Annotated in this window: 15 protein-coding genes; 8 read left to right on the top strand and 7 right to left on the bottom strand. The window is 56.2% G+C overall.

Going from position 1 to position 24275, the window contains the following annotated elements; all coding sequences use genetic code 11:
- Positions 1 to 16 precede the first annotated feature (16 nt).
- Entirely contained in the window at positions 17 to 1021 is a 1005-nt protein-coding gene (gene galR, locus ETA_RS15095) for an HTH-type transcriptional regulator GalR (RefSeq protein WP_012442480.1), read from the bottom strand.
- A 179-nt stretch (positions 1022 to 1200) separates the two neighbouring features.
- Here galR and ETA_RS15090 point away from each other — a divergent pair, with 179 nt between their 5' ends.
- The 6 genes from ETA_RS15090 (at position 1201) to ETA_RS15065 (ending at position 14713) form a co-directional block, all read left to right on the top strand.
- The gene (locus tag ETA_RS15090) at positions 1201 to 3477 is read left to right on the top strand and encodes a molybdopterin guanine dinucleotide-containing S/N-oxide reductase (RefSeq protein WP_012442479.1); all 2277 of its coding nucleotides are present in this window, start codon (positions 1201 to 1203) and stop codon (positions 3475 to 3477) included.
- A 389-nt stretch (positions 3478 to 3866) separates the two neighbouring features.
- Positions 3867 to 5582 carry a penicillin-binding transpeptidase domain-containing protein gene (locus ETA_RS15085; RefSeq protein WP_012442478.1) on the top strand — a complete coding sequence of 572 codons (1716 nt, stop codon included), beginning with the start codon at positions 3867 to 3869 and terminating at the stop codon, positions 5580 to 5582.
- A gap of 285 nt (positions 5583 to 5867) precedes the next feature.
- Positions 5868 to 7097, top strand: coding sequence for an MdtA/MuxA family multidrug efflux RND transporter periplasmic adaptor subunit (locus tag ETA_RS15080; RefSeq protein ID WP_012442477.1), 1230 nt, complete (start codon positions 5868 to 5870; stop codon positions 7095 to 7097).
- On the top strand, positions 7094 to 10228 hold the full coding sequence (locus ETA_RS15075; RefSeq protein WP_012442476.1) for a multidrug efflux RND transporter permease subunit: 3135 nt from the start codon (positions 7094 to 7096) through the stop codon (positions 10226 to 10228). The genes ETA_RS15080 and ETA_RS15075 overlap by 4 nt, the downstream gene beginning before the upstream one ends.
- The gene (locus ETA_RS15070; protein WP_012442475.1) at positions 10225 to 13323 is read left to right on the top strand and encodes an efflux RND transporter permease subunit; all 3099 of its coding nucleotides are present in this window, start codon (positions 10225 to 10227) and stop codon (positions 13321 to 13323) included. The genes ETA_RS15075 and ETA_RS15070 overlap by 4 nt, the downstream gene beginning before the upstream one ends.
- A 4-nt stretch (positions 13324 to 13327) precedes the next feature.
- The gene (locus ETA_RS15065) at positions 13328 to 14713 is read left to right on the top strand and encodes an efflux transporter outer membrane subunit (protein WP_012442474.1); all 1386 of its coding nucleotides are present in this window, start codon (positions 13328 to 13330) and stop codon (positions 14711 to 14713) included.
- Between the two features lie 105 nt (positions 14714 to 14818).
- Here the strand turns inward: ETA_RS15065 and ETA_RS15060 are convergent, their stop codons facing one another.
- Positions 14819 to 15643, bottom strand: coding sequence for a hypothetical protein (locus ETA_RS15060; RefSeq protein WP_012442473.1), 825 nt, complete (start codon positions 15641 to 15643; stop codon positions 14819 to 14821).
- A gap of 739 nt (positions 15644 to 16382) precedes the next feature.
- Positions 16383 to 16865, bottom strand: coding sequence for a hypothetical protein (locus tag ETA_RS20040; RefSeq protein WP_012442472.1), 483 nt, complete (start codon positions 16863 to 16865; stop codon positions 16383 to 16385).
- A gap of 293 nt (positions 16866 to 17158) precedes the next feature.
- Here ETA_RS20040 and aas point away from each other — a divergent pair, with 293 nt between their 5' ends.
- Positions 17159 to 19318 carry a bifunctional acyl-ACP--phospholipid O-acyltransferase/long-chain-fatty-acid--ACP ligase gene (gene aas, locus ETA_RS15055; protein WP_012442471.1) on the top strand — a complete coding sequence of 720 codons (2160 nt, stop codon included), beginning with the start codon at positions 17159 to 17161 and terminating at the stop codon, positions 19316 to 19318.
- Between the two features lie 40 nt (positions 19319 to 19358).
- Positions 19359 to 20519, top strand: coding sequence for a lysophospholipid transporter LplT (lplT, locus tag ETA_RS15050; protein ID WP_012442470.1), 1161 nt, complete (start codon positions 19359 to 19361; stop codon positions 20517 to 20519).
- 67 nt (positions 20520 to 20586) lie between these two features.
- Here lplT and ETA_RS15045 read toward each other — a convergent pair whose 3' ends face one another.
- The 4 genes from ETA_RS15045 to mutH form a co-directional block, all read right to left on the bottom strand.
- Positions 20587 to 21627 (bottom strand): NADP(H)-dependent aldo-keto reductase, encoded by a 1041-nt coding sequence (locus ETA_RS15045; RefSeq protein ID WP_012442469.1) that lies wholly within the window; start codon positions 21625 to 21627, stop codon positions 20587 to 20589.
- Positions 21628 to 21831: 204 nt separating this feature from the next.
- Complete coding sequence (locus tag ETA_RS15040) at positions 21832 to 22047, bottom strand: YgdI/YgdR family lipoprotein (RefSeq protein ID WP_012442468.1); 216 nt, start codon at positions 22045 to 22047, stop codon at positions 21832 to 21834.
- A gap of 167 nt (positions 22048 to 22214) precedes the next feature.
- Positions 22215 to 22925: a TerC family protein gene (locus tag ETA_RS15035; RefSeq protein WP_012442467.1), complete on the bottom strand. Its 711-nt coding sequence runs from the start codon at positions 22923 to 22925 to the stop codon at positions 22215 to 22217.
- A gap of 115 nt (positions 22926 to 23040) precedes the next feature.
- The gene (mutH, locus tag ETA_RS15030; RefSeq protein WP_012442466.1) at positions 23041 to 23730 is read right to left on the bottom strand and encodes a DNA mismatch repair endonuclease MutH; all 690 of its coding nucleotides are present in this window, start codon (positions 23728 to 23730) and stop codon (positions 23041 to 23043) included.
- Positions 23731 to 24275 lie beyond the last annotated feature (545 nt).

Here is a 24275-nt window from a genome sequence, read left to right as displayed (position 1 = left end):
GCCCCTTGCGCGCGATTCAGCCCGCCGGCGCGGCCACCGAATGGCGGCGTACCAATGTTGGGCTGAACAGGTTCGTCACTTCCGGCAGCGGCTGGCCGTGGGCCAGCGCCAGCGCTAATGTGGCCGCCTGCTGGGCCATATTGACCAGAGGATAGCGAATGGTGGTCAGGCGCGGGCGGACATAGCGGGAAACCAGCACATCATCAAAGCCCGTTAGCGACATCTCTTCCGGCACCCGCAGGCCGTTATCGCTTAATACCGCCAGCGCCCCGGCCGCCATTGAGTCGTTATAACAGGCCACGGCGCTAAAGGTTTTGCCGTGGCCGAGCAGTTCGGTCATCGCCTGCTCGCCGCCGACTTCATCCGGCTCACCAAAGGCGACCAGCCGATCGTTACACGGCAGGTTGTGCTGCCTGAGCGCATCGTGGTAGCCCTGCAGGCGGTCGCTGGCGTCGGAGATGGCGTGATTTGAACAGATAAAGGCAATATTTTTGTGCCCCTGTTGGATAAGGTAGCGCGTTGCCAGCCAGCCGCCGTAGCGGTCATCCAGCGCAATACAGCGTGTTTCAAACCCCGGCAGCACCCGATTGAGTAGCACCATGCCGGGGATCTGATCCATCAGCGGCTGAAGTTCGCGGTCGGGGATCTTTTTAGCATGAACCACCAGCGCCGCGCAGCGGTGGCGGATCAGCTGTTCTATCGCCTGACGCTCCTTCTGCTCATCGTGGTAGCCATTACCAATCAACAGAAAGTTGCCGGTCTGCCAGGCTATCTCGTCCACCGACTTCACCATCGCGCCAAAAAAGGGATCGGAGACATCACCGACCACCAGCCCGATGGTCTCGGTGGACTGCTGGGCAAGCGCGCGTGCATTAGCGTTGGGGTGATACTGCAAAGATGTCATCGCGCGGGTGACCGCCAGGCGCGAAGTTTCACTGGCTTTAGGCGAGTGATTGATCACGCGGGACACGGTGGCTACCGAAACGCCTGCGAGTCTGGCAACATCCTTTATCGTGGCCATCGGCTAAAAACCTTCCTGGGTAAACGTTTACATTCCACCTAGTGTTGCGGAAAGCACCGGTGACTGCAAGCCTGCAAACACTGCCCCCATCGCAAATCGAGAAGATAAACGGCGCGTGCCGCGACGGCGTTAAAAATGCTACTCTGCCTTCGCCAACAGCCTGTTGAACGGAGCCCGCTATGACGATTAAAAAAGTGCCACATCTCGCCCACTGGGGAGCTTTCAGCGCCGTTGTTGAACACGGAAAACTGCTGCGATGTGAGCCTTTCTTTGCCGACCGCGACCCGTCACCCATGCTTGATTCCATTCCCGAACTGGTCTACTCGGATAAGCGTATCCGTCAGCCGATGGTGCGCCGCTCGTGGCTTAAGTCACGCGAAAAAAGTGACAGAACCCTGCGCGGGCGTGAGGATTTTGTCGCAGTAGACTGGGAAACGGCGCTCGACCTGGTGGCGGATGAAAACAGGCGAGTGCGCGAGCGCTATGGTGCCAGCGGTATCTTCAACGGCTCCTACGGCTGGTCTTCTGCCGGGCGTGTTAATCATGCCCGCACGCTGGTCAGGCGCTTTTATCATCTCGGCGGCGGCGGCATTGACCAGCAGGGCAACTACAGCTGGGGGGCCGCGCAGTTCTTTCTGCCCTATGTGATCGGCACCTATATGCCGCTGACCGGGCGCGTCACCGACTGGCCCAGCGTGGTGGCACACTGTGAGCTGTTTATCGCCTTTGGCGGGCTGGCGCTAAAAAATGGTCAGGTCGCGTCCGGCGGGGCGGGAGAACACAGCCTGAAGCCCGCCTTGCTACAGCTGGCGGCAAAAGGCACGCCGGTGATCAATATCAGCCCGATGCGTGACGACTGCCCGGAATTCGTTAACGCCGAGTGGATCCCCATTCGCCCGAATACCGACGTGGCGCTGATGCTGGCGCTTGGCTACGAAATTGAACGCCTCGGCGCGGTTGATAACGCTTTCCTGCAAACCCACTGCGTAGGGTATCCGCAGCTGCGCGGCTACCTGCTGGGCGAAAGCGACGGTCAGGCGAAAACTCCGCAGTGGGCCAGCCACATTACCGGTATTCCGGCGGCGCGTATTGCCCTGCTGGCGCGCCAGCTGTGCGGCAAACGCAGCTTTATTACCTGCTCCTATGCGGTACAGCGCGCTCACCGTGGCGAGCAGCCTTACTGGATGATGATTGCGCTCTCATCTATGCTCGGGCAGCCGGGCCTGCCGGGTGCAGGCTTCTCCTTTGGCCACGGTTCAATGAACAGCGTGGGTAATCCACGCACCGAAGGCCCGTCCCCGCTGATGTCAGCCGGAGTCAACCCGATTGCTGACCGGGCGATCCCGGTGGCGCGCATCAGCGATATGCTGCTCAATCCCGGCACGGAATATACCTTTCGGGGGGAGAGCCATACCTACCCGGATATCCATCTTATTCACTGGGCTGGCGGCAATCCTTTCCACCATCATCAGCAGCTCAACCGTCTGGTTGCGGGCTGGCAGCGCCCCGATACGGTGGTGGTGCAGGATATTGTCTGGACGCCCGCCGCGCAGATGGCGGATATCGTTCTGCCTGTGACCACGTCGCTGGAGCGCAATGACATTGGCGGCTCGTCGAAGGACCGTTTTGTGCTGGCGATGCACCAGGCGATTGCTCCCCAGCACCAGGCGCGTAACGACTTTGATATTTTTGCCGATCTGGCGGAGCGCCTGGGCTACCGCGATCTCTTCACTGAAAAGCGTGATGAAATGGCGTGGATAGCGCATCTTTACCAGCAGTGTGCGCAGGCACATTCCGGCAAAGGGATTGATTTTCCGGCGTTTGAAACCTTCTGGCAGCAGGGGCACGTTGAGATCCCGCAGCCGGATAAGCCGTGGGTGTTTATGGCGGATTTCCGTCAGGATCCGCTCCAGCACCCGATTAATACCGCCAGCGGTAAAATTGAGCTGTTCAGTGAAACCATCGCCGGATATCAGCTGCCCGATTTCGCGCCGCACCCGGAGTGGCGGCCGCCGCAGGAGTGGCTGGGGGCGGAAATTGGGCAGCGCTTCCCGCTGCATATGATCTCAATTCAGCCGCATGACCGCCTGCACAGTCAGATGGACGCCACGCCCAGCGTGCAGGCTAACAAAACCGCTGGACGTGAAACCCTGTGGATGCATCCGCAGGATGCGGCGCTACGTGGCATCAACGATGGCGATGTGATTGACGTCAGCAACGATCGCGGGCGGATGCAGGCCGGCGTGCGCATTACCGATGGCGTCAGCCCACGGGTGGTGCTGATTGCCACCGGTGCCTGGTTTGACCCCGGCTTTGGCAAAGCGTGGCAGCCTTATGACCGCGCCGGTAACCCCAACGTGCTGACGCTGGATATTGGCACCTCGTCACTCACCCAGGGGCCGAATGCCATGAGCTGCCTGGTAGAGGTCGAAAAGGCGGCATGCGATAGGGGCTGATGCCGCCAGTCGGCGCTATCGGCCAGAAAATATGACCGCCTGGGGGAAAACGGAAACCCTACAGTTCTCATAGCTGGTTACATTTTGCGGGGATATGTTGCGATTAGCGTGTAGCGGCTTAAGGCCGCAGATTGCTACAGTGCATATCCCAGAGGTATTGATGGGTGAACATCAAAAGTATTCACGCTTTATTTCACCAACCTGCGCAGATGCGCAGGTTTTTTTTGCCTGTTATTATCAGGATCAAATTATTTTCAATAGATTAATCCGTCATCAGACTGGGCATAAACCGTTGCCACACACGATCTGAAACACTGTTTACCTGTTAACCTTTTGTCATTTTTTGTATAACTAGCAGCAAGTTATTCTGTCATCTGCAACGGACCCCCATGCCACCGTTAAGAAAATCCCTGGACAAATCCCAGCCTGCTCCTACCTTCAATCCCTTGCGATTCCGGCTAGTTTGTCTGGGCGTGTTGACCTGTCTGGTTTTTTTACTGTTGCGGGTGGCGGATTTACAGCTGATTAATCATCCGATGCTGGAAAAAGAGGCTGACCAGCGATCGCTGCGCACCGTTACTCTCCCCACCAATCGCGGAACCTTGCTGGATCGCAACGGCGAAGCGCTGGCCCTTAGCGTACCGTCGCGCGATATTATCGCCGACCCGCAGCGCGTACTGGAGGCACATCCGGACTTCACCAGCGCCAAATGGCAGTACCTTGCCAATGCGCTGGAGCTGCGCCCGGAACAGATTGCTGCTCAAATAGGCGCCAACCCGGACCGCCGCTTTCTCTATCTCGGCCATAAAATCGAGCTGGGGATCGCGAAAGATATCGCCAAACTGCATCTTGCCGGTATCAGCACCCAGTATAACGACAGCCGTTTTTATCCAATGAGCGAAGCCACCGCACCGCTCATCGGTATTGTTGGTGCGGAGAACGCGGGTCTTAGCGGGTTAGAAAAAGGCTTTGATAAGCTGCTGCGCGGTACGCCGGGCGTGGAAAAATATCGCCAGGATGCCAGCGGCAATATTGTCGCGATGATCAATTATGAGCCACCGCAGCAGCCGCCCACGGTGCAGCTCAGCATCGATAAATTCGACCAGTACACCATGTACAGCAAACTGCGTGACGGCGTGCTGCTTAATAAAGCCGATTCCGGCGCGGCGGTGCTGATCAAGATTGATACCGGCGAGATCCTCGGCATGGCTTCCTATCCGTCATTTAATCCCAATCATTTTGTCGATGTCTCGCCGGCGCAGATGCGCAATGTGGCCATTAACGACAGCTATGAGCCGGGGTCAACGGTCAAACCGCTGGTGGTGATGGAGGGCCTGGTGCGCAAGCTGGTGCGCCCGGATTCCGTACTGGATACCACACCGTACCGGGTCAACGGCCATTTGATCCGGGATGTAGGCCACTGGTCGCGTCTGACCATGACCGGCATCCTGCAAAAATCCAGTGATATCGGCGTATCGCACATTGCGCTGGCGATGCCAGCCGAAGTGCTGGTGAACACCTATCAGGCCTTCGGGCTGGGCAAGCCGACCGGGCTGGGCCTGACCGGAGAGAGCGTTGGCTACTTCCCGCTGCATCGCCAGCGCTGGGCCGATATTGAACGCGCCACCTTCTCTTTTGGCTATGGACTGCGCGTGACGCCGCTACAGATCGCACGCGAATATGCCACGCTCGGTGCCTTTGGCGTTTATCGCCCGCTGTCAATTACCAAAGTCACGCCGCCGGTACTGGGCAATCGCGTGGCCGATGAAGAGACCGTGCGGGCAGTGGTGCGTATGATGGAGAGCGATGCGCTGCCGGGCGGCAGCGGCGTGCGCGCCGCCGTACCGGGCTACCGTCTGGCAATTAAAACCGGTACTGCCGAAAAGATGGGCGACAGTGGTAAATATGACGGTGGCTATATCAACTACACCGCCGGAGTCGCCCCGGCCAGTCATCCGCAGGTGGCGCTGGTGATTATGATTAATCATCCAACGGCGGGCGATCACTTCGGCGGCTCGGTGGCGGCACCGGTATTTGGCAATATTATCGGCCCGGTGTTGAAGCACATGAATATTCCCCCGGACGCGCTCTACGGCCACGGCTGAAAAACGGCATCGCCCTGTTTATCGTCAGCAGGATGTTAAAAGCCACGCGAATGCGTGGTTTTTTTTCAATTTTTTCGGCGAGGACCTCAATGAAATCTCGCATTTCTTACGGAATTCTTACGCTGCAAGAATAGAAAGCCGGCAGACAAGTGAAGATAATATCCGTTTCTACCCACACCTTTGTATGGGTAAAGGGATCAGGCTATGCTCTTTACGCTAAGTTCTTGCGCGCCGGGGAGACTCTGCCTGGTGTTATTTATCACCGCATTCAATTAACCGGGCCTCATGAGCGAAATCTCCCCAAAGAAGCCGTACTCACGGCGTAAGATCATTCTCTGCATTATTGTGCTGGTGCTGGTTGCCGGTTTGGCCTGGCGCTTCTGGCCACATGGCCATACCGCCGTCGGGGGATCCGACGCGATGGGCGGCCCGGGTGGGCATGGCGGCCCTGGGCAATCGGCGGGAATGACCACGCCGGTGCACGGCGGGGAAGTGCGGCTGGCCGATGTTCCCGTTTATCTGACCGCGCTGGGTACGGTTATTCCCAACGCCACCGTGACCGTCACGAGCCAGGTGAGCGGTACGCTGACCCACGTTTATTTCAAAGAGGGGGAAAAGGTGGCCGCCGGGCAGCTGCTGGCGCAGATCGATCCGCGCAGCTATCAGGCCACGCTGGCGCAGTATCAGGGCGATCTGAGTCAGAACCAGGCGCTGCTGAAAAGCGCGCGGCTGACGTTGGCGCGTTATCAAAAACTCTATGCCCAGGACTCGCTGGCGCGTCAGGATCTTGAAACCCAGACTGCCGCCGTAGGACAGTATCTCGGCACGGTCAAAGCCGATGAGGCGCAGGTTGCCGCGGCGAAGCTGAATATTGAATTTGCCCGTATCACCGCGCCGATCTCCGGTCGGGTTGGTCTGCGGCTGGTGGACGCCGGTAACAGGATCCAAAGCTCGGATACCACCGGCTTAGTGGTGATCACCCAGACGCAGCCGGCGGCGGTCACCTTTAGCGTGCCGCAGAGCAATATTCCCACGCTGCTCAAGGCGCTGCACAACGGTCAGGCGCTGCCCGCCACCGCCTTTGATCAGGCAGGCAGTAGCCCACTGGCCGAGGGCGAAGTGCAGTTTATCAGTAATCAGATAGACACCAGCACCGGCAGCGTTGCGCTGAAGGCGCTGTTCGCCAATCGGGACGAAGCCCTGTATGCCAACCAGTTTGTGAATCTGCGGCTGCAAACCGGCACCCTGAAACAGGCCACGGTGATCCCCGCCCAGGCGGTACAGCTGAGCAGCGACGGCAGTTTTGTTTATGTGATTAATCAAGATAATACCGTAACGCGCAGGGCCGTCACTCCCGGCCCGGCGTTTGGCAGCCATCAGCAGGCCATTCTGTCCGGCGTCAGCGCGGGCGAGCAGGTGGTGACTGAAGGTATCGATCGTCTGAGCGACGGCAGCAAAGTGTCGCGGGTGAGTGCAGAAGAAACCCGCGCCGCCGCGGGCAAGAAAGCGCCATGAATCCGTCACGCATTTTTATTCAACGCCCGGTCGCCACGATCCTGCTGATGCTGGCGGTGCTTGCCTCCGGGATTATCGCTTACCGCATGCTTGCCACCTCGGCGCTGCCGCAGGTGGATTATCCGACGATACAGGTCACCACGCTCTATCCCGGCGCCAGCCCGGATGTGATGGCCTCCTCGGTGACCGCGCCGCTTGAGCGCCAGCTGGGGCAGATGTCCGGTCTTAGCCAGATGACCTCCAGCAGTTCCGGCGGATCTTCGGTGATAACGCTTCAGTTCTCGCTGTCGCTGTCGCTGGACGTGGCCGAACAGGAAGTGCAGGCGGCGATAAACGCGGCTAACAGCCTGCTGCCGACCGATCTGCCCAACCCGCCAACCTATAAGAAGGTGAACCCGGCGGACAGTGCCGTTATCACCCTTGCCGCCAGTTCCGCTAAGCAGCCTCTGACCAACGTGCAGGATCTGGTTAATACCCGTATCGCGCTCAAACTGTCACAAATTTCAGGGGTGGGTATGGTGACGCTGGCAGGGGGGCATCAGCCGGCGATCCGCATACGCATCGACCCCAAAGCGCTGGCCGCGCACGGTCTGACGCTGGAAGACGTGAACACCCTGGTCAGTAACAGTAACGTCAATGGATCAAAGGGCGGATTTGACGGGCAGTACCACTCGGTCACCATTGATGCCAACGACCAGCTGCGCAGCGCCGCACAGTATGGCAACCTGATCCTCACTTATCAGAACGGGGCCGCGCTGCGCCTGCATGATATTGCGCAAATTGATGAGGCGGCGGAAAACAGCTATCAGTCGGCATGGGCCAACAGCAGCCCGGCGATTGTTATCAGCGTGCAGCGCCAGCCGGGGGCTAACGTCATCGCGGTGGTGGATGCGATTAAGGCCCAGCTGCCCACGTTGCAGGCCGCCTTACCGGACGGGGTGAAATTAACCGTGCTCTCCGACCGTACCCAGACCATCCGTGCCTCCATCAGCGACGTGCAGTTTGAGCTGATGCTGTCGATTGCGCTGGTGGTGATGGTCACCTTCCTGTTTCTGCGCAACGTGGCGGCCACGCTGATCCCCAGCGTGGCCGTGCCGCTGTCGCTGGTCGGCACCTTTGGCGTGATGTATCTGGCCGGATTCAGCCTGAATAACCTGTCATTGATGGCGCTGACCATCGCCACCGGCTTTGTTATCGATGATGCTATCGTGGTGGTGGAGAATATTTCGCGCCGCCTGGAGCAGGGGGAAACGCCGATGGAAGCGGCGCTGAAGGGATCGGCGCAGATTGGCTTTACCATTATCTCGCTCACCTTTTCCCTGATCGCCGTGCTGATCCCGCTGCTGTTTATGGGCGATGTGGTCGGACGGCTGTTCCGCGAATTTGCCATTACCCTGGCGGTGTCGATTCTGGTCTCGATGCTGATATCTCTGACCCTGACGCCGATGCTGTGCGCATATTTATTGCATCATATTCCGCCGGAACGCCAGTCGCGTTTCTACCGCAAAGGCGGCGCGTTTTTCGACCGTCTGATTGCCGGCTACGACCGCCTGCTGACCATTGTTCTGAATCACCAGCGTTTGACCCTGCTGGTGGCGCTGGCCACGCTGGCGTTGACCGCGTTGCTTTACCTGATGGTGCCGAAAGGCTTCTTTCCGGCGCAGGATACCGGCCTGATCCAGGGGGTGACCGTCGCCTCACAGGACGTTTCTTTCAGCGAGATGTCGCGGCGGCAACGGCAGCTGGCGGCGATAATTCTGCAAAACCCGGCGGTGGAGAACCTCTCCTCCACCGTAGGGATTGATGGCGCTAACACCAGCCTGAACAGCGGGCGTATGCAGATTAACCTGAAGCCCTTCGGCGAGCGCTCCGCGCGGGCCGACGCGGTGATTAGCCAACTGCAACAGGCCACCGCCGCGGTGCCGGGTATTCAGCTCTATCTGCAATCGGCACAGGATCTGACGGTCAACGATCGGGTCAGCCCGGATCGCTACCAGTTCACGCTGGACGATGTGGACAGTGAAAACCTGGTGGCGTGGTCGCCGCAGCTGGTGGCGGCGTTACGGGCGCGGCCGGAATTCAGCTCGGTAGTCAGTGATTTGCAGGATCGGGGGCAGGTGGCCTACGTCGAGCTCAACCGCGACGCGGCGGCGCGCTACGGTATCACCGCCGCCGATGTCGATACCGTGCTGTATAACGCCTTTGGTCAGCGCCTGATCTCGACCATCTTCACCCAGTCGAATCAGTATCGCGTGGTGCTGGAAGTGGCTCCACGGTTCCAGCAGTCACCGGCCTCCTTCGACGATATCTGGCTGGCCAGCTCATCCACAAGCAGTTCTGGCAGCAGCTCGGCCACCACCAGCGGCATGGTGAAACTGACCTCGGTTGCCAGCATCCATCTGCGCACCGGTTCGCTGGTGCATATGCGCCTGAACCAGTTCCCGGCGGTCACCGTCTCATTCAATCTTCATGACGGCTACTCGCTGGAGCAGGCGCAGCGGGCGATCGGTGAAGTCAGCAGCGCGCTGGCCCAGCCTGCGGGTATGACGCTGCGCTGGCAGGGCGAAACGGCGGCGTTCCGGAGTGCCACCGGCAACACCCTGTGGCTGATCCTGGCGGCGCTGCTCACCATGTACGTGGTGCTCGGCATTCTCTATGAAAGTTTTATTCACCCGGTGACCATTCTTTCCACGCTGCCATCGGCGGCGGTCGGGGCGCTGCTGACCCTGCTGCTGTCGAATACCGAGTTTAGCCTGATTGCGCTGATTGGCGTGATCCTGCTGATCGGCATCGTAAAAAAGAATGCGATCATGATGATCGATTTTGCCCTGGAGGCGGAAAACACACAGCATCTTAGCCCGCGTGACGCCATTCACCAGGCCTGCCTGCTGCGCTTCCGCCCGATCCTGATGACCACCATGGCGGCGCTGCTCGGCGCGCTGCCGCTAATGCTGGCCTCTGGATCCGGGGCTGAACTGCGGCAGCCGCTGGGGCTGGTGATCGTCGGCGGGCTGATCTTCAGCCAGCTGCTGACGCTGTTTTCTACGCCGGTCATCTACCTGTGGTTCGATCGCCTGGCACAGCGTTTTAAACGCAACCCACGTCAGTCCGCCGTGCGGGAAGCCGAATGAATATCACCCGGCTATTTATCTTCCGCCCGGTGGCCACGCTGCTGCTGATGCTGGCCCTGCTGCTGTCAGGGGCGCTGGGTTACCGGCTACTGCCGGTCGCCCCGCTGCCGCAGGTGGATTTTCCCACCATCCTGGTGACTGCCAGCCTGCCCGGCGCCAGCCCGGAAACGATGGCGGCAACGGTAGCTACCCCGCTGGAGCGCTCGCTGGGGCAAATTGCCGGTATCAGCGAAATGACCTCGCAGAGTTCGCAAAGCTCCAGCACCATCATTCTGCAATTCTCGCTGGACAGGGATATCAACGGTGCGGCGCGTGACGTCCAGGCGGGGATCAACGCCGCGCGCAGCCTGTTGCCCAGCAGCATGCCGTCACTGCCCACTTACCGTAAGGCTAACCCTTCGGATGCGCCCATCGTGATGCTGGCGCTTTCCAGCAGCACCCGCACCAGCGCCGAGCTGTACGATGTAGCCGAGAGCCAAATCCAGCAGCGTATCTCTCAGGTGAGCGGCGTTGGGCAGGTCTCACTGCGCGGCAGCGCGCTGCCGGGGATACGCATCGACCTGCAGCCGCAGCAGCTGTCTCAGTACGGCGTGGCGCTGGATACGGTGCGCGAGGCGGTGGCTAACAGCACCACCAACAGGCCAAAGGGGATGCTGGAAGGGGATCGCCAGTCGTGGATGGTGGACGGCAACGGGCAGCTGGATCAGGCAAAACAGTATCGCGATCTGGTGGTCAGTTACCAGGATGGCCGGGCGATCCGGCTCAGCGATGTGGCTACGGTGTATGATGCGGTCGAGGATAAGTACAACGTCGGCTATTACAACGGCGTGCCGTCGGTGACGATCGGCGTTACCCGCTCTGCCGGGGCAAACATGCTGGCAACCATCGACGGCATTAAGGCGCAATTGCCGCTGCTTGAAAAAGCCCTGCCCGCCGATATGAAGCTGGCAATCGTGGTTGACCGCGCGCCGAACGTGCGGGCTTCGCTGTACGATACTGAAGAGACGTTACTGATCGCCACGCTGCTGGTGATTGGCGTGGTGTTTATCTTTCTGCGCGATATCAGGGCGGTGGCGATCCCCGCGCTGGCGCTGCCGCTGTCGTTAATCGGCACCTGTGCGGTGATGTATCTCCTGGATTACAGCCTCGATAATCTGTCGCTGATGGCGCTGATTATCGCCACCGGTTTTGTGGTGGATGATGCCATCGTGGTGCTGGAAAATATCACCCGCCACATCGAGGCGGGGTTAAGCCCGGTACGCGCGTCTATTAAAGGGGCGAAGGAAGTCAGCTTTACCGTGCTGTCGATGACCCTGTCGCTGGTGGCGGTGTTTATCCCGATCCTGCTGATGGGCAGCATCGTTGGCCGCCTGTTCCGTGAGTTTGCCGTCACGCTGACCGTATCACTGATTATTTCGATGCTGGTGTCGCTTAGCCTGACGCCGATGCTCTGTGCACGGCTGTTAAAACGCCGATCGCCGACGGAACGCCGCCCGCATCCGCTTAGCCGCTGGATTGAACAGGGCTTAAATCGTCTGCTGACAGGGTACGCGGCGGCGCTGGGCTGGGTGATGCGCCATCAGCGCCTGACGCTGTTCAGCCTGATCCTGACCGTGCTGCTGAATATCTTCCTTTATTCGGTGGTGCAGAAAGGGTTCTTCCCCAATCAGGATACCGGACTGCTGATGGGGATGATGCGCGCCGATCAGAATGTTTCATTCCAGGCGATGGAGCCGAAGATGAAGCAGTTTGCCAGCCTGATCGCGGCCGATCCGGCGGTGGACGGCGTGCTGTCGTCGATGGGCAGCGGGGCGTTCGGATCGCGTAATACCGCGATGTTCTTTGTGCATCTGAAAGACAATAAGCAGCGCAAGGCTAACGCCAGCGAGGTGGCAAACCGCCTGAGTGGAAAAACCCGCAATATCCCCGGCGTGCAGCTGTTTCTGATGGCGGCGCAGGATATCCATATTGGCGGCCGCAGCGCCAACGCCAGTTATCAGTACAGCCTGCAGGCCGACGATCTGGACACGCTGCGTATCTGGACGCCGAAGGTGAAGGCGGCGCTGGAACAAATCCCGCTGCTGACCAGCGTGGACTCTGACGCGGAAACCGGCGGTCAGGAGGTGATGATCGCTATCGATCGTGACCGGGCGACCCGGCTCGGCGTCAATGTGAAAATGCTTGATGAGATGCTGAATAACGCCTTCAGCCAGCGGCAAATCGCCACCCTGTACAAAACCCTTAATCAGTACCATGTGGTGATGTCGGTCAATGATGGATGGACGCGCGATCCCGCCGTGTTGTCACAGATGTTTGTTATTAACGACAGCGGCGATCGCATCCCGATCTCTGCCTTTGCCAGCTTCAGCGGTGCGAATGCTCCGTTAGCGGTCAACCACCAGAGCCAGTCAGCCACCAGCACGGTGGCCTTTAACCTACAGGATGGCGTGTCGCTGGAGCAGGCGCAGGCGGCGGTGAAAAGCGCGATGGTGAAAATCGGCCTGCCGGATAGCGTGCAGGCCGGATTCCAGGGAACGGCGAAGGCATTCAGCGAATTGAGTGCGTCGATGCCGTGGCTGATCCTCGCGGCGCTGCTGGCGGTCTATATCGTGCTGGGAATGCTGTACGAAAGCTATATTCATCCGTTGACCATTTTGTCCACGCTGCCCTCTGCCGGGGTTGGGGCGCTTCTGCTGCTGCTGCTGACCGATACCCAGCTCACGGTGATCGCGCTGATCGGCATCCTGCTGCTGATCGGCATCGTCAAAAAGAACGCCATTATGATGATCGACTTTGCGCTTGCCGCCGAGCGTAAGCAGGGCATGACGCCGCAGCAGGCGATTACCCAGGCCTGTCTGCTGCGTTTTCGCCCGATTATGATGACCACCCTGGCGGCCTTCTTCGGCGCGTTACCGCTGGCGTTGGGCAGCGGCGGCGATGCCGATTTGCGCAGCCCGCTGGGGCTGGCGATTGTCGGCGGCCTGATGCTCAGCCAGCTGTTAACCCTGTTCACTACCCCGGTAGTGTACCTTTATCTTGACCGCGTCAGCCGCGCCACTCAACGTCAGTGGCGGCGTCTGCGCTATGCTGAATAATATGATGAAACTGACCAGGCTCACTCCTCTCGCCCTCGCCCTGCTGCTTAGCGGCTGCGCGGTGGGCCCCGACTACCAGCGCCCTGACGCGCCGATGTCTTTGCACTACAAACAGGCTAAAGGCTGGCATGAAGCGCGGCCGCAGGACGATGTCCTTAAGGGCGAATGGTGGGTGCGATACCAGGATGCCACGCTAAGCGGGCTGCTGCGCCAGGTACAAATCTCTAACCAGAACGTGGCGCAGTATCAGGCGCTGTATCGCCAGGCACTGGCGCTGGCCGCCGCGTCGCGCAGCGATCTGTATCCCTCTGTCAGCGCGACCGGTAGCGCAACGCGCAGCGCGACCGCTGGCAGCGGCCAGGGCGGCATCAGCAACGGCCACCAGTTGCAGGCCAGCGCCAGCTGGGAGCTGGATATCTGGGGCAAGCTGCGCCGGACGCTTGAGGAGGATCGCGCCAGCGCCGATGCCAGCGCCGCCGAGCTGGCAAATATCACCCTTAGCGCCCAGTCGACGCTGGCGCAGAACTATTTCCAGCTACGCATTCTCGATCGGCGTATTGGGCTTTATCAGCGCAGTATTGATGCCTATCAGCGCTACGTAACGGTGATCGATAACCAGTACCATGCGGGCAGCGAATCTCGTGCCGCGCTGGCACAGGCGCAAAACCTGCTGGAAAGCGCCCGCGCCTCGGCGCTGGATCTCAACTGGCAGCGGGCGCAGCTGGAGCACGCGATTGCGGTGCTTATCGGTAAAACGCCGGCGGAATTCAGCCTGGCGGCAGCGCCTCTTAAGGCAACCCTGCCGGACATTCCGTCAGCGCTGCCGGCTGACCTGCTACAGCGCCGTCCGGATATTGCCCAGGCGGAGCGGACCGTGGCGGCAGCCAATGCCGCCGTGGGCGTGGCGATTGCCGGGTACTATCCCGATCTGACCCTCAGCGCCAGCGGCGGCTTTTCAAGTTCGGTGCTGCACAATTTGATCTCACTGCCCAACCGCGTCTGGTCGCTGGGGCCGTCCCTGAGCGGCACGCTGCTGGACTTTGGTGCCACCTCGGCAAAAGTTGAACAGGCGCGTGCCGCCTACGATGCCGACGTCGCCAGCTATCGCCAGACGGTGCTGACCGGCTTGCAGGAGGTGGAGAATTATCTGGTGGAGCTGCATACCTTACGGGATGAAATGCTGGCGCAGCAGCGTGCTACCGCAGCGGCGCAGGAGTCGGCGCGCGTTACCCGCAATCAGTATCAGGCGGGAATGATCGATTATCTTGACGTCGCCACCACCGAAAATACCAGCCTCAGCCAGCAGCAAAACCTGCTACAGCTGCAAAGCACGCAGTGGGTCACCAGCGTTAAGCTGATCGTGGCGCTGGGCGGTGACTGGGGCTCTTGATGCAATGGAATAACCAATGTCACGATCCCCCGGAGGAAGTAAAACCGGGGGGGGGGATGCTGTTAAATATGATGATATGACGTAGAGTGAAAGAGCACGGAAGACTTATTTATCGACAACAGTTTTTAAGAAAAAACTTAGATCCTGTCGTAAATAGTGCTTCAACTCCTTCTTTATCATACCCACGTTTTTTAACGTTATATTTCGAGCGTCATCCGTTCCTTGCTGATATGGACCGGCATTCCACATTAGTAATTTTTCACTCATTCTTTTGTATTTTTCAGTCAGGTCAAATTTTATTTTTCCCCACACTTGTTTATCACTGAGTGGATACTTATTTTTTTTATTCCCGTTAAACTCACGATATATTTTTTCGAACAACCTCCACTCATACTCAATGATTTTTTGAGAGTAAGTAAAACTTCCATCATTAATCATATAAGCAAGAGAGGTCGATTCGTAAACAAAGCTATCTATTTCATGTATTGGTATGCCTGATGATTCTTGTTGTGTTGAGAAAAATGGAATTTCAGATGTAGCTGAAGGCGTATTGTTGACATCTTTCCCCATTAATTTTACTCGGGCACGCTCAGCGAATAAATCTCTGGCTGTTGAAGTTGCGGGGATTTTGAATTTCGATCCTCTCTTTATATTATGACTTTCAACGGCAACGGCAGCCTCTGCCAGTAGTCGTAAGTCCTTTTCAAGGTCTGATGTTGATGTTAATTTTATACTGTTTTCATGAGTTGGAGAATGTGGTCTTTTACTTGCTTTCCTGGTCATTGTGTTTTGAGAATTACTGACATCTATAGCCAACCTGGTCACACTTTCTCGGGAGCGATGGGAGTAGACGTTAACGGTTTTTCCACCGATAGTCTCGTAAGTAGTGGCGATGTGGGGTTGGTGGTCTGAAGTAATACTATTGGGCACTTTTTTTTCCTTATGGGATTGGTTTTATTTTATATTTTTCAATTTTATTACAAGAGAAATAAAAAAATGATGCCTCTTTTTTGTTGCCGTAATTTTTAAAATTTTATTTATTCTTCACTGTGTTAGTTCGGAGTTAGCTAGAGGGTGTCATTTAGAGCGGATTTGTTATTATTTCCAATAGAAAAATTAGTCTTAGTTAATGCTCTGTTTCCTCTATAAATATTGGAATATACCATTATATGGCGCATGTTTATTTACCTTAACATTGGCACCCACCGGTTAGAGTAAATCTGAGACAATGAAAGGCCATGAGATATCAGTGGTAGGGTGATGTTGAAATAATGTAAAAATGTTTATCACATTGAATATCTGAGTTTTTTAGAAATGAATTTTATTTAATCTGTTGATAGTATATTAGCTTGTCTTTTGCAAAATTTATCGACCTTAGGCCTGTGTTCAGAAAATTGGTCTTTTCTTGATTGATGGGATGAATCGTATTTATAATCATCTTATGAAAATTTTTATAGTTGATATTTAGCTCATGAAATTTTTCTCCAGGAGGATTTCTTTATCTGATGTCTGTGACGAGGTTTCATTTGACTTAATTTAGCCTCGTAATCTCACACTACAGGAATTATAAAAATCATCAAGTGCAGCGCGATAACTGGCCCGTTTTTTTTCATGTAAACAGAATAAAGCACTTTGATGAGGAGGAAGTCTATTTTACCTGCTAATTTTGTTAAACACTATTTTTGTGAGGCCGGGCCGTTACAGGCGTAGATGGAGATAATACGCTAAATTTACTATCCTGAACTACGGATGTGGGAGGTCGAGGTGAATGACAGGGCGATACCCCTGATATCAAACTTAGCGTTACATTTTGTACATTGATGGCAACATCTGCCAGCATATGTAAATTGTAGAATCGACATTCTGATTTCAACACCCCTTCTGAATAGTCTGCGTTAGTGGCAACGTCTGCCAACAGATATAAATTATCGTACAATGATGACGTTAATTTTTTTTTACTTTCTGATTTTAAGTCGGTTGCACGTTTGGTTTTTTGTTGAGTTATTTCCGTGCGGGAATTGCTACTGTTTCCAATTTTCTTGATAACACTTTCTCGAATCTGGGAAGGGGCTGACCCCGTGTTTTCGACGCTGAGGGTGTACTCATGGGTACGTAAAGGGATTGGATTGTCTTTCGTGATGTTATTTGGCATTTTATCCTGGTGAGTTTTTTGCGGAAGGTTTTTTTATCAAAAAAGAACAGTTTTATATATCAATAATCGCTCGGTTTAGGGTTTGGATTTTGTATCATTATTAATGAATGTTATATTTTTAAGGAATGAATAAGGTTATATCTGGGAGGTCTCCTTTTCAGTCAATCTGACAGCCTGTTAACGCAGCTGAAGTTTTATAAAGTCACTTTATTATCCTTCTGTAATTATTGAATTATCTCGCTATATCGTGCATCTTTAATAGCAATTTTTAGCTGCGAAGGAGCAGGCAGGCTATGGTCTTAACTTTTCTACGTGCGCTGTTGCGTCTGGCGTTCCGCACCCGTTTAACCGGGGACCTTGCCAGTTTAAACAAGCGGCGTGTGTTGATCACCCCGAATCATATGTCATTTCTCGATGGGATACTGCTGGCGGTATTTCTTCCCGTGAAGCCAGTGTTTGCCGTCTACTCCTCCATCAGCAGCCAGTGGTATATGCGCGCGCTGCGTTCGCTGATCGATTTCGTTCCGCTCGATCCCACCAAACCGATGTCGGTTAAACATTTAGTGAAGCTGATTGGCCAGGGACGTCCGGTGGTGATCTTCCCTGAAGGGCGTATCACCGTGACCGGCTCGTTGATGAAAATATACGATGGCGCGGGGTTCGTCGCGGCAAAATCACAGGCAACCGTGGTGCCACTGCGTATCGAAGGGGCGGAGTACACGCCTTTCGGCCGCCTGGGGGGCGTGGTTAAGCGCCGCCTGTTCCCGCGCATTACGCTAACCGTTTTGCCTGCCACCACTATCCCCATGCCGCAGGCTCCGCGCGCGCGCGACCGTCGTCGCCTCGCCGGGGAGCACCTCCACCATATTATGATGGAGGCGCGTATGGCGGTGCGCCCGCGTGAAACCCTGTACCAGGCATTTCTCGCCGCTCGTACCCGTTACGGCCTGTTTAAGCCCTGTATCGAAGACGTTAATTTTAAGCCAGACAGCTACAGCGGGCTGCTGAAAAAATCGCTTGGCGTTGGGCGTATTCTGGAACGTTACAGCCAGCCCGGTGAATATGTCGGCCTGCTGTTGCCAAACGCTACCGTGACGGCTGCGGCGATCCTTGGCGCTTCAATGCGCGGGCGCGTTCCGGCAATGCTGAACTACACCGCCGGAGTTAAAGGTCTCACCAGTGCCCTGACCGCCGGTGAAATCAAAACCGTATTTACCTCACGCCAGTTTCTCGACAAAGGCAAGCTGTGGCATCTGCCGCAGGGCATCACTCAGGTTAAGTGGATCTACCTGGAAGATTTGAAAGATACCCTGACCACTCAGGATAAACTTTGGATACTGGGCCATCTGCTGCTGCCACGGCGGGCGATGGTGGCCCAGCAGCCGGAAGACGCGGCGATGGTGCTGTTTACCTCCGGTTCTGAAGGTCACCCCAAAGGCGTGGTGCATTCTCATAAGAGCCTGCTGGCAAACGTCGAACAGATCCGCACCGTGGCAGACTTTACCCCGTGCGATCGCTTTATGTCAGCGCTGCCGCTGTTCCACGCATTTGGTCTGACCGTGGGCCTGTTTACCCCGCTAATGACCGGGGCACGGGTGTTCCTGTATCCCAGCCCGCTCCATTACCGCATTGTTCCTGAACTGGTATATGACCGTAACTGTACCGTGCTGTTCGGTACCTCGACTTTTCTCGGTAACTATGCCCGCTTTGCCAATCCGTATGATTTTGCCCGGTTGCGCTACGTGGTTGCCGGGGCGGAAAAACTCCAGGATCACACGCGTGAACTATGGATGGAGAAATACGGCATTCGTATTCTTGAAGGCTACGGCGTGACGGAATGTGCGCCGGTGGTGGCGATCAATGTGCCGATGGCCGCTAAATCTCATACCGTGGGACGCATTCTGCCTGGCATGGATTCACGTCTGGTATCGGTGCCGGGCATTGAGCAGGGCGGCAGATTGCAGCTGCGCGGCCCCAACATCATGAAAGGCTATCTGCGCGTGGAGCATCCGGGCAGGCTTGAGGCACCGCAGGCCGATAACGGCGAAGGGCAGATGGAGCCGGGCTGGTATGACACCGGCGATATCGTCAGCTTCGACGAAGGCGGCTTCTGCCAGATCCAGGGGCGCGTGAAGCGCTTTGCTAAAATTGCTGGCGAGATGGTGTCGCTGGAGATCGTGGAACAGATCGCCCGCAACGCTTCTGACGACAAGCAGCACGCCGCGACGATCAAACCGGACGGCAATCGCGGCGAGGCGCTGGTGCTGTTTACCACCGACGCGCAGCTGACGCGTGAACAATTGATGCACAGCGCCCGTGAGCTGGGCAGCCCGGAACTGGCCGTGCCGCGAGATATCCGCCTGTTATCACAGCTGCCGCTGCTGGGCAGCGGTAAGCCTGACTTTGTTACCCTGCGGGAGATGGCAGAGCAGCCGGAGGATCGCCGTGAATAGTGCACAGACTGACTCAAAGCCGCTGTTGTCAAAGGGGATGATGGCGGTAATTGCAGCTCAATTCTTTTCGGCATTTGGCGACAATGCGCTGCTGTTCGCCACCCTGGCGGTGCTGAAGCAGCTGGTCTACCCGGACTGGAGCCAGCCCGTATTACAGATGGTGTTTGTCGCCACCTATATCATCCTGGCGCCGTTTGTTGGCCAGCTGGCGGACAGCTTCGCCAAAGGGCGGGTAATGATGTTTGCCAACTCGCTTAAGCTGCTGGGCGCGCTGACCATCTGCGTGGGGTTCGATCCCTTCCTCGGCTATAGCCTGGTGGGGATTGGCGCAGCGGCTTATTCCCCGGCGAAGTACGGAATTCTCGGTGAACTTACCGGCGGCGATACGTTGGTGAAAGCCAACGGACTAATGGAGTCATCGACCATTGCCGCTATCCTCCTCGGTTCGGTAGCCGGAGGCTTTCTCGCCGACTGGGATCTGACGGGGGCGCTCCTGACCTGTGTGTTGGTCTACGGACTGGCGGTGGCAGCCAACCTGTTGATACCCACGCTTGCCGTCGCGCGCGCTGGCCTCTCCTGGCATCCTAAGCAGGTCTCTGCCAGCTTTTTCCAGGCCTGCGCTATCCTGTGGCGCGACGGACAAACCCGATTTTCTCTGGTGGGAACCAGCATGTTTTGGGGGGCGGGCGTCACGCTGCGCTTCCTGCTGGTGCTGTGGGTGCCGGTGGCGCTGGGGATCGTCGATAACAAAACGCCAACGCTGCTGAATGGGATGGTGGCGATTGGTATTGTGTTCGGCGCGGTGGCCGCCGCGAAACTGGTGACGTTAAAAACCGTGGCGCGCTGTATGCCCGCCGGCGTGCTAATTGGCGTGGCGGTGCTGCTGTTCTCATTACAGCATCATGCGGTAAATGCTTATATCCTGCTGGTTTGCATCGGCATGCTCGGCGGCTTTTTTGTGGTGCCGCTCAACGCCCTGTTGCAAATGCGTGGTAAAGAGAGCGTTGGGGCCGGTAACGCCATAGCGGTACAGAATCTCGGTGAAAATACCGCGATGCTGCTGATGTTGGGGCTTTACTCGCTGGCGATCAAACTTGGCGTATCGCCGGTGGCCACGGGCGCAGGTTTCGGGGCGCTGTTCGCGCTGGCGATCGCCCTACTGTGGGGCTGGCAAGGTGTACAGATACGCAATAAGCGATGATCCGTGGCAGACCGGGCCAGTCGCGGCCCGGTTTTAAGCGTGACGTTACGCCGGATGGCGGTAAGTATCAGGGGGCTGGGTAGGTATAGCGGCGATGAATCGCTTCCAGCCCGGCAAGAACTTCTTCATTCAGGGTGACATCGTAGCTGTCGATGTTGGTTTTTAGCTGTTCCAGCGTGGTCGCACCCAGCAGGGTGCTGGCGACGAACGGCTGTTGACGCACGAATGCCAGCGCCATTTGCGATGGGTCCAGCCCGTGTTTGCGGGCAAGTTCCACATATTCGGCTATAGCCTGCTGCGACTGCTCGCCGCTGTAGCGGGTAAAGCGGCTGAACAGCGTGTTGCGCGCCCCGGCCGGTTGCGCGCCGTTCAGGTATTTACCGCTCAGCGTGCCGAATGCCAGGCTGGAATAAGCCAGCAGCTCGACGCCTTCATGATGGCTGATTTCTGCCAGGCCCACTTCAAAGCTGCGGTTCAGCAGGCTGTAGGGGTTTTGGATACTAACGATGCGCGGCAGCTCATGTTTTTCGGCCAGCTGCAGATAGCGCATCACCCCCCATGCCGTTTCGTTCGACACGCCGATATAGCGGATTTTACCCGCACGCACCTGTTCGGTCAGGGCTTCCAGCGTTTCCAGCAGCGTAACGGTCGCGGTATCTTCGCTGTACTGATAGTTCAGCTTGCCGAAGAAATTGGTCTGGCGCTGTGGCCAGTGCAGCTGATAGAGATCGAGATAGTCGGTGTTCAGGCGCTTCAGGCTGGCATCCAGCGCGGCGCGAATATTTTTGCGATCGAGGGCCTGATTTGGGCGGATTGCGGCATCCGTACCGCGTATTGGCCCCGCCACTTTTGAGGCCAGCACTATCTTGTCGCGGTTGCCCCGGGCTTTCAGCCAGCTGCCAATATACTGTTCGGTCAGCCCCTGTGTTTCGGGGCGTGGCGGCACCGGGTACATTTCAGCAGTATCAATCAGGTTGATACCGCGACTCACGGCCATGTCCAGCTGGGCATGGGCGTCAGCTTCACTGTTTTGTTCACCAAACGTCATGGTACCCAGCCCTAAAGAACTGACTTCCAGGGTACTGTGGGGAATACGGTGATAATGCATCGCGGGCTTCCTTTTTTCATTAGGCAAGGTCAGGGACTTAAGCTACGTCCGCAACAGGGGGAAATTACCAGAAATTGACGGGTCACGCTGCCAAAACCCCGGAGGCGGATTTTACCGCGCTAAGCGGGTGAGAAAGAAGCGATTGAGCGGGAAGGTCGGTAGCAGCCACCTGTTATCGTGCGGCACCAGGTGGCAAGAAGCAGATTAACGTTCAACCATAGAAGAAACTTCATCACCGTTAATTTGTCGTTCATGACCAGATTCATCAGTATACTTCACCAGCCCGGTCTCTTTGTCAATCTGAGGCTTTCCCTCGGTCATGATCATCTTACCGTCTTTAGTCGCCATCACATAGTCACTGCTACAACCGCTAATCATCATTGCCATGCCCAGCACCGCTGCGCTAAAAATCCACTTCATCCTTATCCCCTGCGTTTTCATCAGCTCGTCTAAGTGTAGTAATAAACGTTTTTTTATGTTGAGTTAACCGTATGATTCCGAAAATAAGCTTAGCAGAACCTGTCATTGGCAGGGCTTTTAACACGGTTCGCGTTACCCCGGCAGAAATCCAGGGTAACGCGATGATATTAAGTATGTTTATTTTTGTTCCGTAGCAGATTCAGGCTTTCCACCGCCATAGAGAAGAACATGGCAAAATAGATGTAGCCCTTCGGAATGTGAATGCGGAAGCTTTCGAGAATTAAGGTGAAGCCGACGAGAATAAGAAACGCCAGAGCCAGCATTTTTACCGACGGATGCCGGTCGACAAAATCACCGATAGCCCGCGCGGCGAACATCATTACCATCACCGCAATGACCACGGCTGCCATCATAATAATCAGGTGATCGGACAGGCCTACCGCCGTTATAACCGAGTCCAGGCTGAAAATGATATCCAACAGCATGATCTGAACGATAGCGCCGGCAAAGGAGTGCACGTTAGTTTTGTGCTCGCTGGCGCCGCCCTCTATGCTTTCATGGATCTCCATGCCTGATTTCCACAGCAGGAATAATCCACCGCCCAGAAGTATCAGGTCGCGCAGGGAGAAGTCGTGCTCCATCAGGGTAAACAGCGGATCGGTCAGGCGAATAACCCAGGCTATCGAAGCAAGCAGACCCAGGCGCATTAGCATCGCGCCGGCCAGACCCAGGCGGCGGGCGGTATTCTGCTGGTGTTTTGGTAACTTAGCTACCACCAACGACAGGAAGATAATATTATCAATACCGAGGACGATTTCGAGGACTGTCAAGGTTCCGAGGGCCAACCAGGCGTTGGGATCGGCTATCCATTCAAACATTATTTCATCACACCCTAAACTTAAACAAAATATAAACGGTGATTATACGCAGGGTTGACCGTAGCGTGAAAAACTTTACCGCATCTTTTTAATGTGTGTTTGATAGCGGCGCTGTTTACAACAAAAAATGGCGTGCCAGCAGTGGGGCGGTAAAGGTTTTCTTCAGATAAAAACCGCGCGGTAAGGTCATAACGGGCTGCCCGTTGCGGCCGATGGCTTCGGTCAGCGCTTTACTGTTGGCGGCCTTAGGGCGTATTTGCAGTACCTCACCGTGACGGGCGGTGATCCGATCTACCTGGCCTAGTACGATCATATCCATCAGCTCCTCCCAGTCGTTCTGCAGCTGCCGCTCTTCGTCTGCATTCGGACTCCATAACAATGCTGCGCCGACACGTCGCTGTTCCAGCGCAATGCTGCGCTCGCCTTCAACCGGTACCCACAGCACTCGTGCCAGCTTATGGCGAACATGGCTGTTAAGCCAGGTGACTCCGCTGTTGCCGGTGAGTGGCGCAACGCAGACAAAGGTGGTTTCCAGCGGACGGCCTGCGGCATCGACCGGGATCGTTTTCAGCTCTACGCCAATTTCGGCAAAGTCCTGCTCCGGTTTGCTGCCAGCGCTGGCGCCGAGATAACGTTCCAGCAGCATGCCGACCCAGCCTTTATCCCGCTGCAAATTACGCGGGACCGGTAAGCCGATACGTAATGCCAGCTCGCCCAGGGTGTACCCTGCCAGGGCGGTAGCGCGAGCCAGCAGTTCAGCTTCATTTTGCGGTGGAGGGACTCGATCGATTACATCATTCATCATCGCTTCCGTATTTGTTCAAAAAATAGACGCAATATTTTTGCGCCGCCACTTTCCGCATTCGCTTTGGGGGTAACGCTAATAATAGCATGATATATCGTGTTTTTTTATGGCGTTTGTGGCGAGTAAACCGGGGATGTACTTTGGTTTTACCCGGCTTGTCACCGACAATGAACAGGTTCACCGGGGTAGTTATCCACAGAAATATGGGATAACTCGCAGGTTAACCGAATACTGTTTCCATTTACAGCCTTGACGTGGGCATGTTTATCAAGTTTTACCCTGATCGAGCCTAACTAATCGACATATTCTGTGGATAACGTGATAAGCGTTCGATCTTTCACCAGTTGTGCATCCGGCTTTTGTGACAGCAGTATGTCAGCGGGTATAAAACCGATCTTTTACGAGGAAGCCCTATGATTTATATAGGCTTAATCTTTTTTTGTGAAATCACTCTTTACGCGACGGGTAAAGTTTTCCCCACCTGTCAACAGAGTTCTGCACAAAGCTATCCACAGAAATCGTGAATAAGATCGCCCTAATATCCG

The organism is Erwinia tasmaniensis Et1/99 (assembly GCF_000026185.1).
GTDB lineage: Bacteria > Pseudomonadota > Gammaproteobacteria > Enterobacterales > Enterobacteriaceae > Erwinia > Erwinia tasmaniensis.
Note: the sequence above shows the minus strand (reverse complement) of the source record. Positions and strands in the feature narration are given on the sequence as shown.

What these genes read in the sequence shown, in the direction of transcription:
- galR (WP_012442480.1), bottom strand. Translation starts at nt 1,021, where the DNA reads ATGGCCACGATAAAGGATGTTGCCAGACTCGCAGGCGTTTCGGTAGCC.
- ETA_RS15090 (WP_012442479.1), top strand. Translation starts at nt 1,201, where the DNA reads ATGACGATTAAAAAAGTGCCACATCTCGCCCACTGGGGAGCTTTCAGC.
- ETA_RS15085 (WP_012442478.1), top strand. Translation starts at nt 3,867, where the DNA reads ATGCCACCGTTAAGAAAATCCCTGGACAAATCCCAGCCTGCTCCTACC.
- ETA_RS15080 (WP_012442477.1), top strand. Translation starts at nt 5,868, where the DNA reads ATGAGCGAAATCTCCCCAAAGAAGCCGTACTCACGGCGTAAGATCATT.
- ETA_RS15075 (WP_012442476.1), top strand. Translation starts at nt 7,094, where the DNA reads ATGAATCCGTCACGCATTTTTATTCAACGCCCGGTCGCCACGATCCTG.
- ETA_RS15070 (WP_012442475.1), top strand. Translation starts at nt 10,225, where the DNA reads ATGAATATCACCCGGCTATTTATCTTCCGCCCGGTGGCCACGCTGCTG.
- ETA_RS15065 (WP_012442474.1), top strand. Translation starts at nt 13,328, where the DNA reads ATGAAACTGACCAGGCTCACTCCTCTCGCCCTCGCCCTGCTGCTTAGC.
- ETA_RS20040 (WP_012442472.1), bottom strand. Translation starts at nt 16,865, where the DNA reads ATGCCAAATAACATCACGAAAGACAATCCAATCCCTTTACGTACCCAT.
- aas (WP_012442471.1), top strand. Translation starts at nt 17,159, where the DNA reads ATGGTCTTAACTTTTCTACGTGCGCTGTTGCGTCTGGCGTTCCGCACC.
- lplT (WP_012442470.1), top strand. Translation starts at nt 19,359, where the DNA reads ATGGCGGTAATTGCAGCTCAATTCTTTTCGGCATTTGGCGACAATGCG.
- ETA_RS15045 (WP_012442469.1), bottom strand. Translation starts at nt 21,627, where the DNA reads ATGCATTATCACCGTATTCCCCACAGTACCCTGGAAGTCAGTTCTTTA.
- ETA_RS15040 (WP_012442468.1), bottom strand. Translation starts at nt 22,047, where the DNA reads ATGAAGTGGATTTTTAGCGCAGCGGTGCTGGGCATGGCAATGATGATT.
- ETA_RS15035 (WP_012442467.1), bottom strand. Translation starts at nt 22,925, where the DNA reads ATGTTTGAATGGATAGCCGATCCCAACGCCTGGTTGGCCCTCGGAACC.
- mutH (WP_012442466.1), bottom strand. Translation starts at nt 23,730, where the DNA reads ATGATGAATGATGTAATCGATCGAGTCCCTCCACCGCAAAATGAAGCT.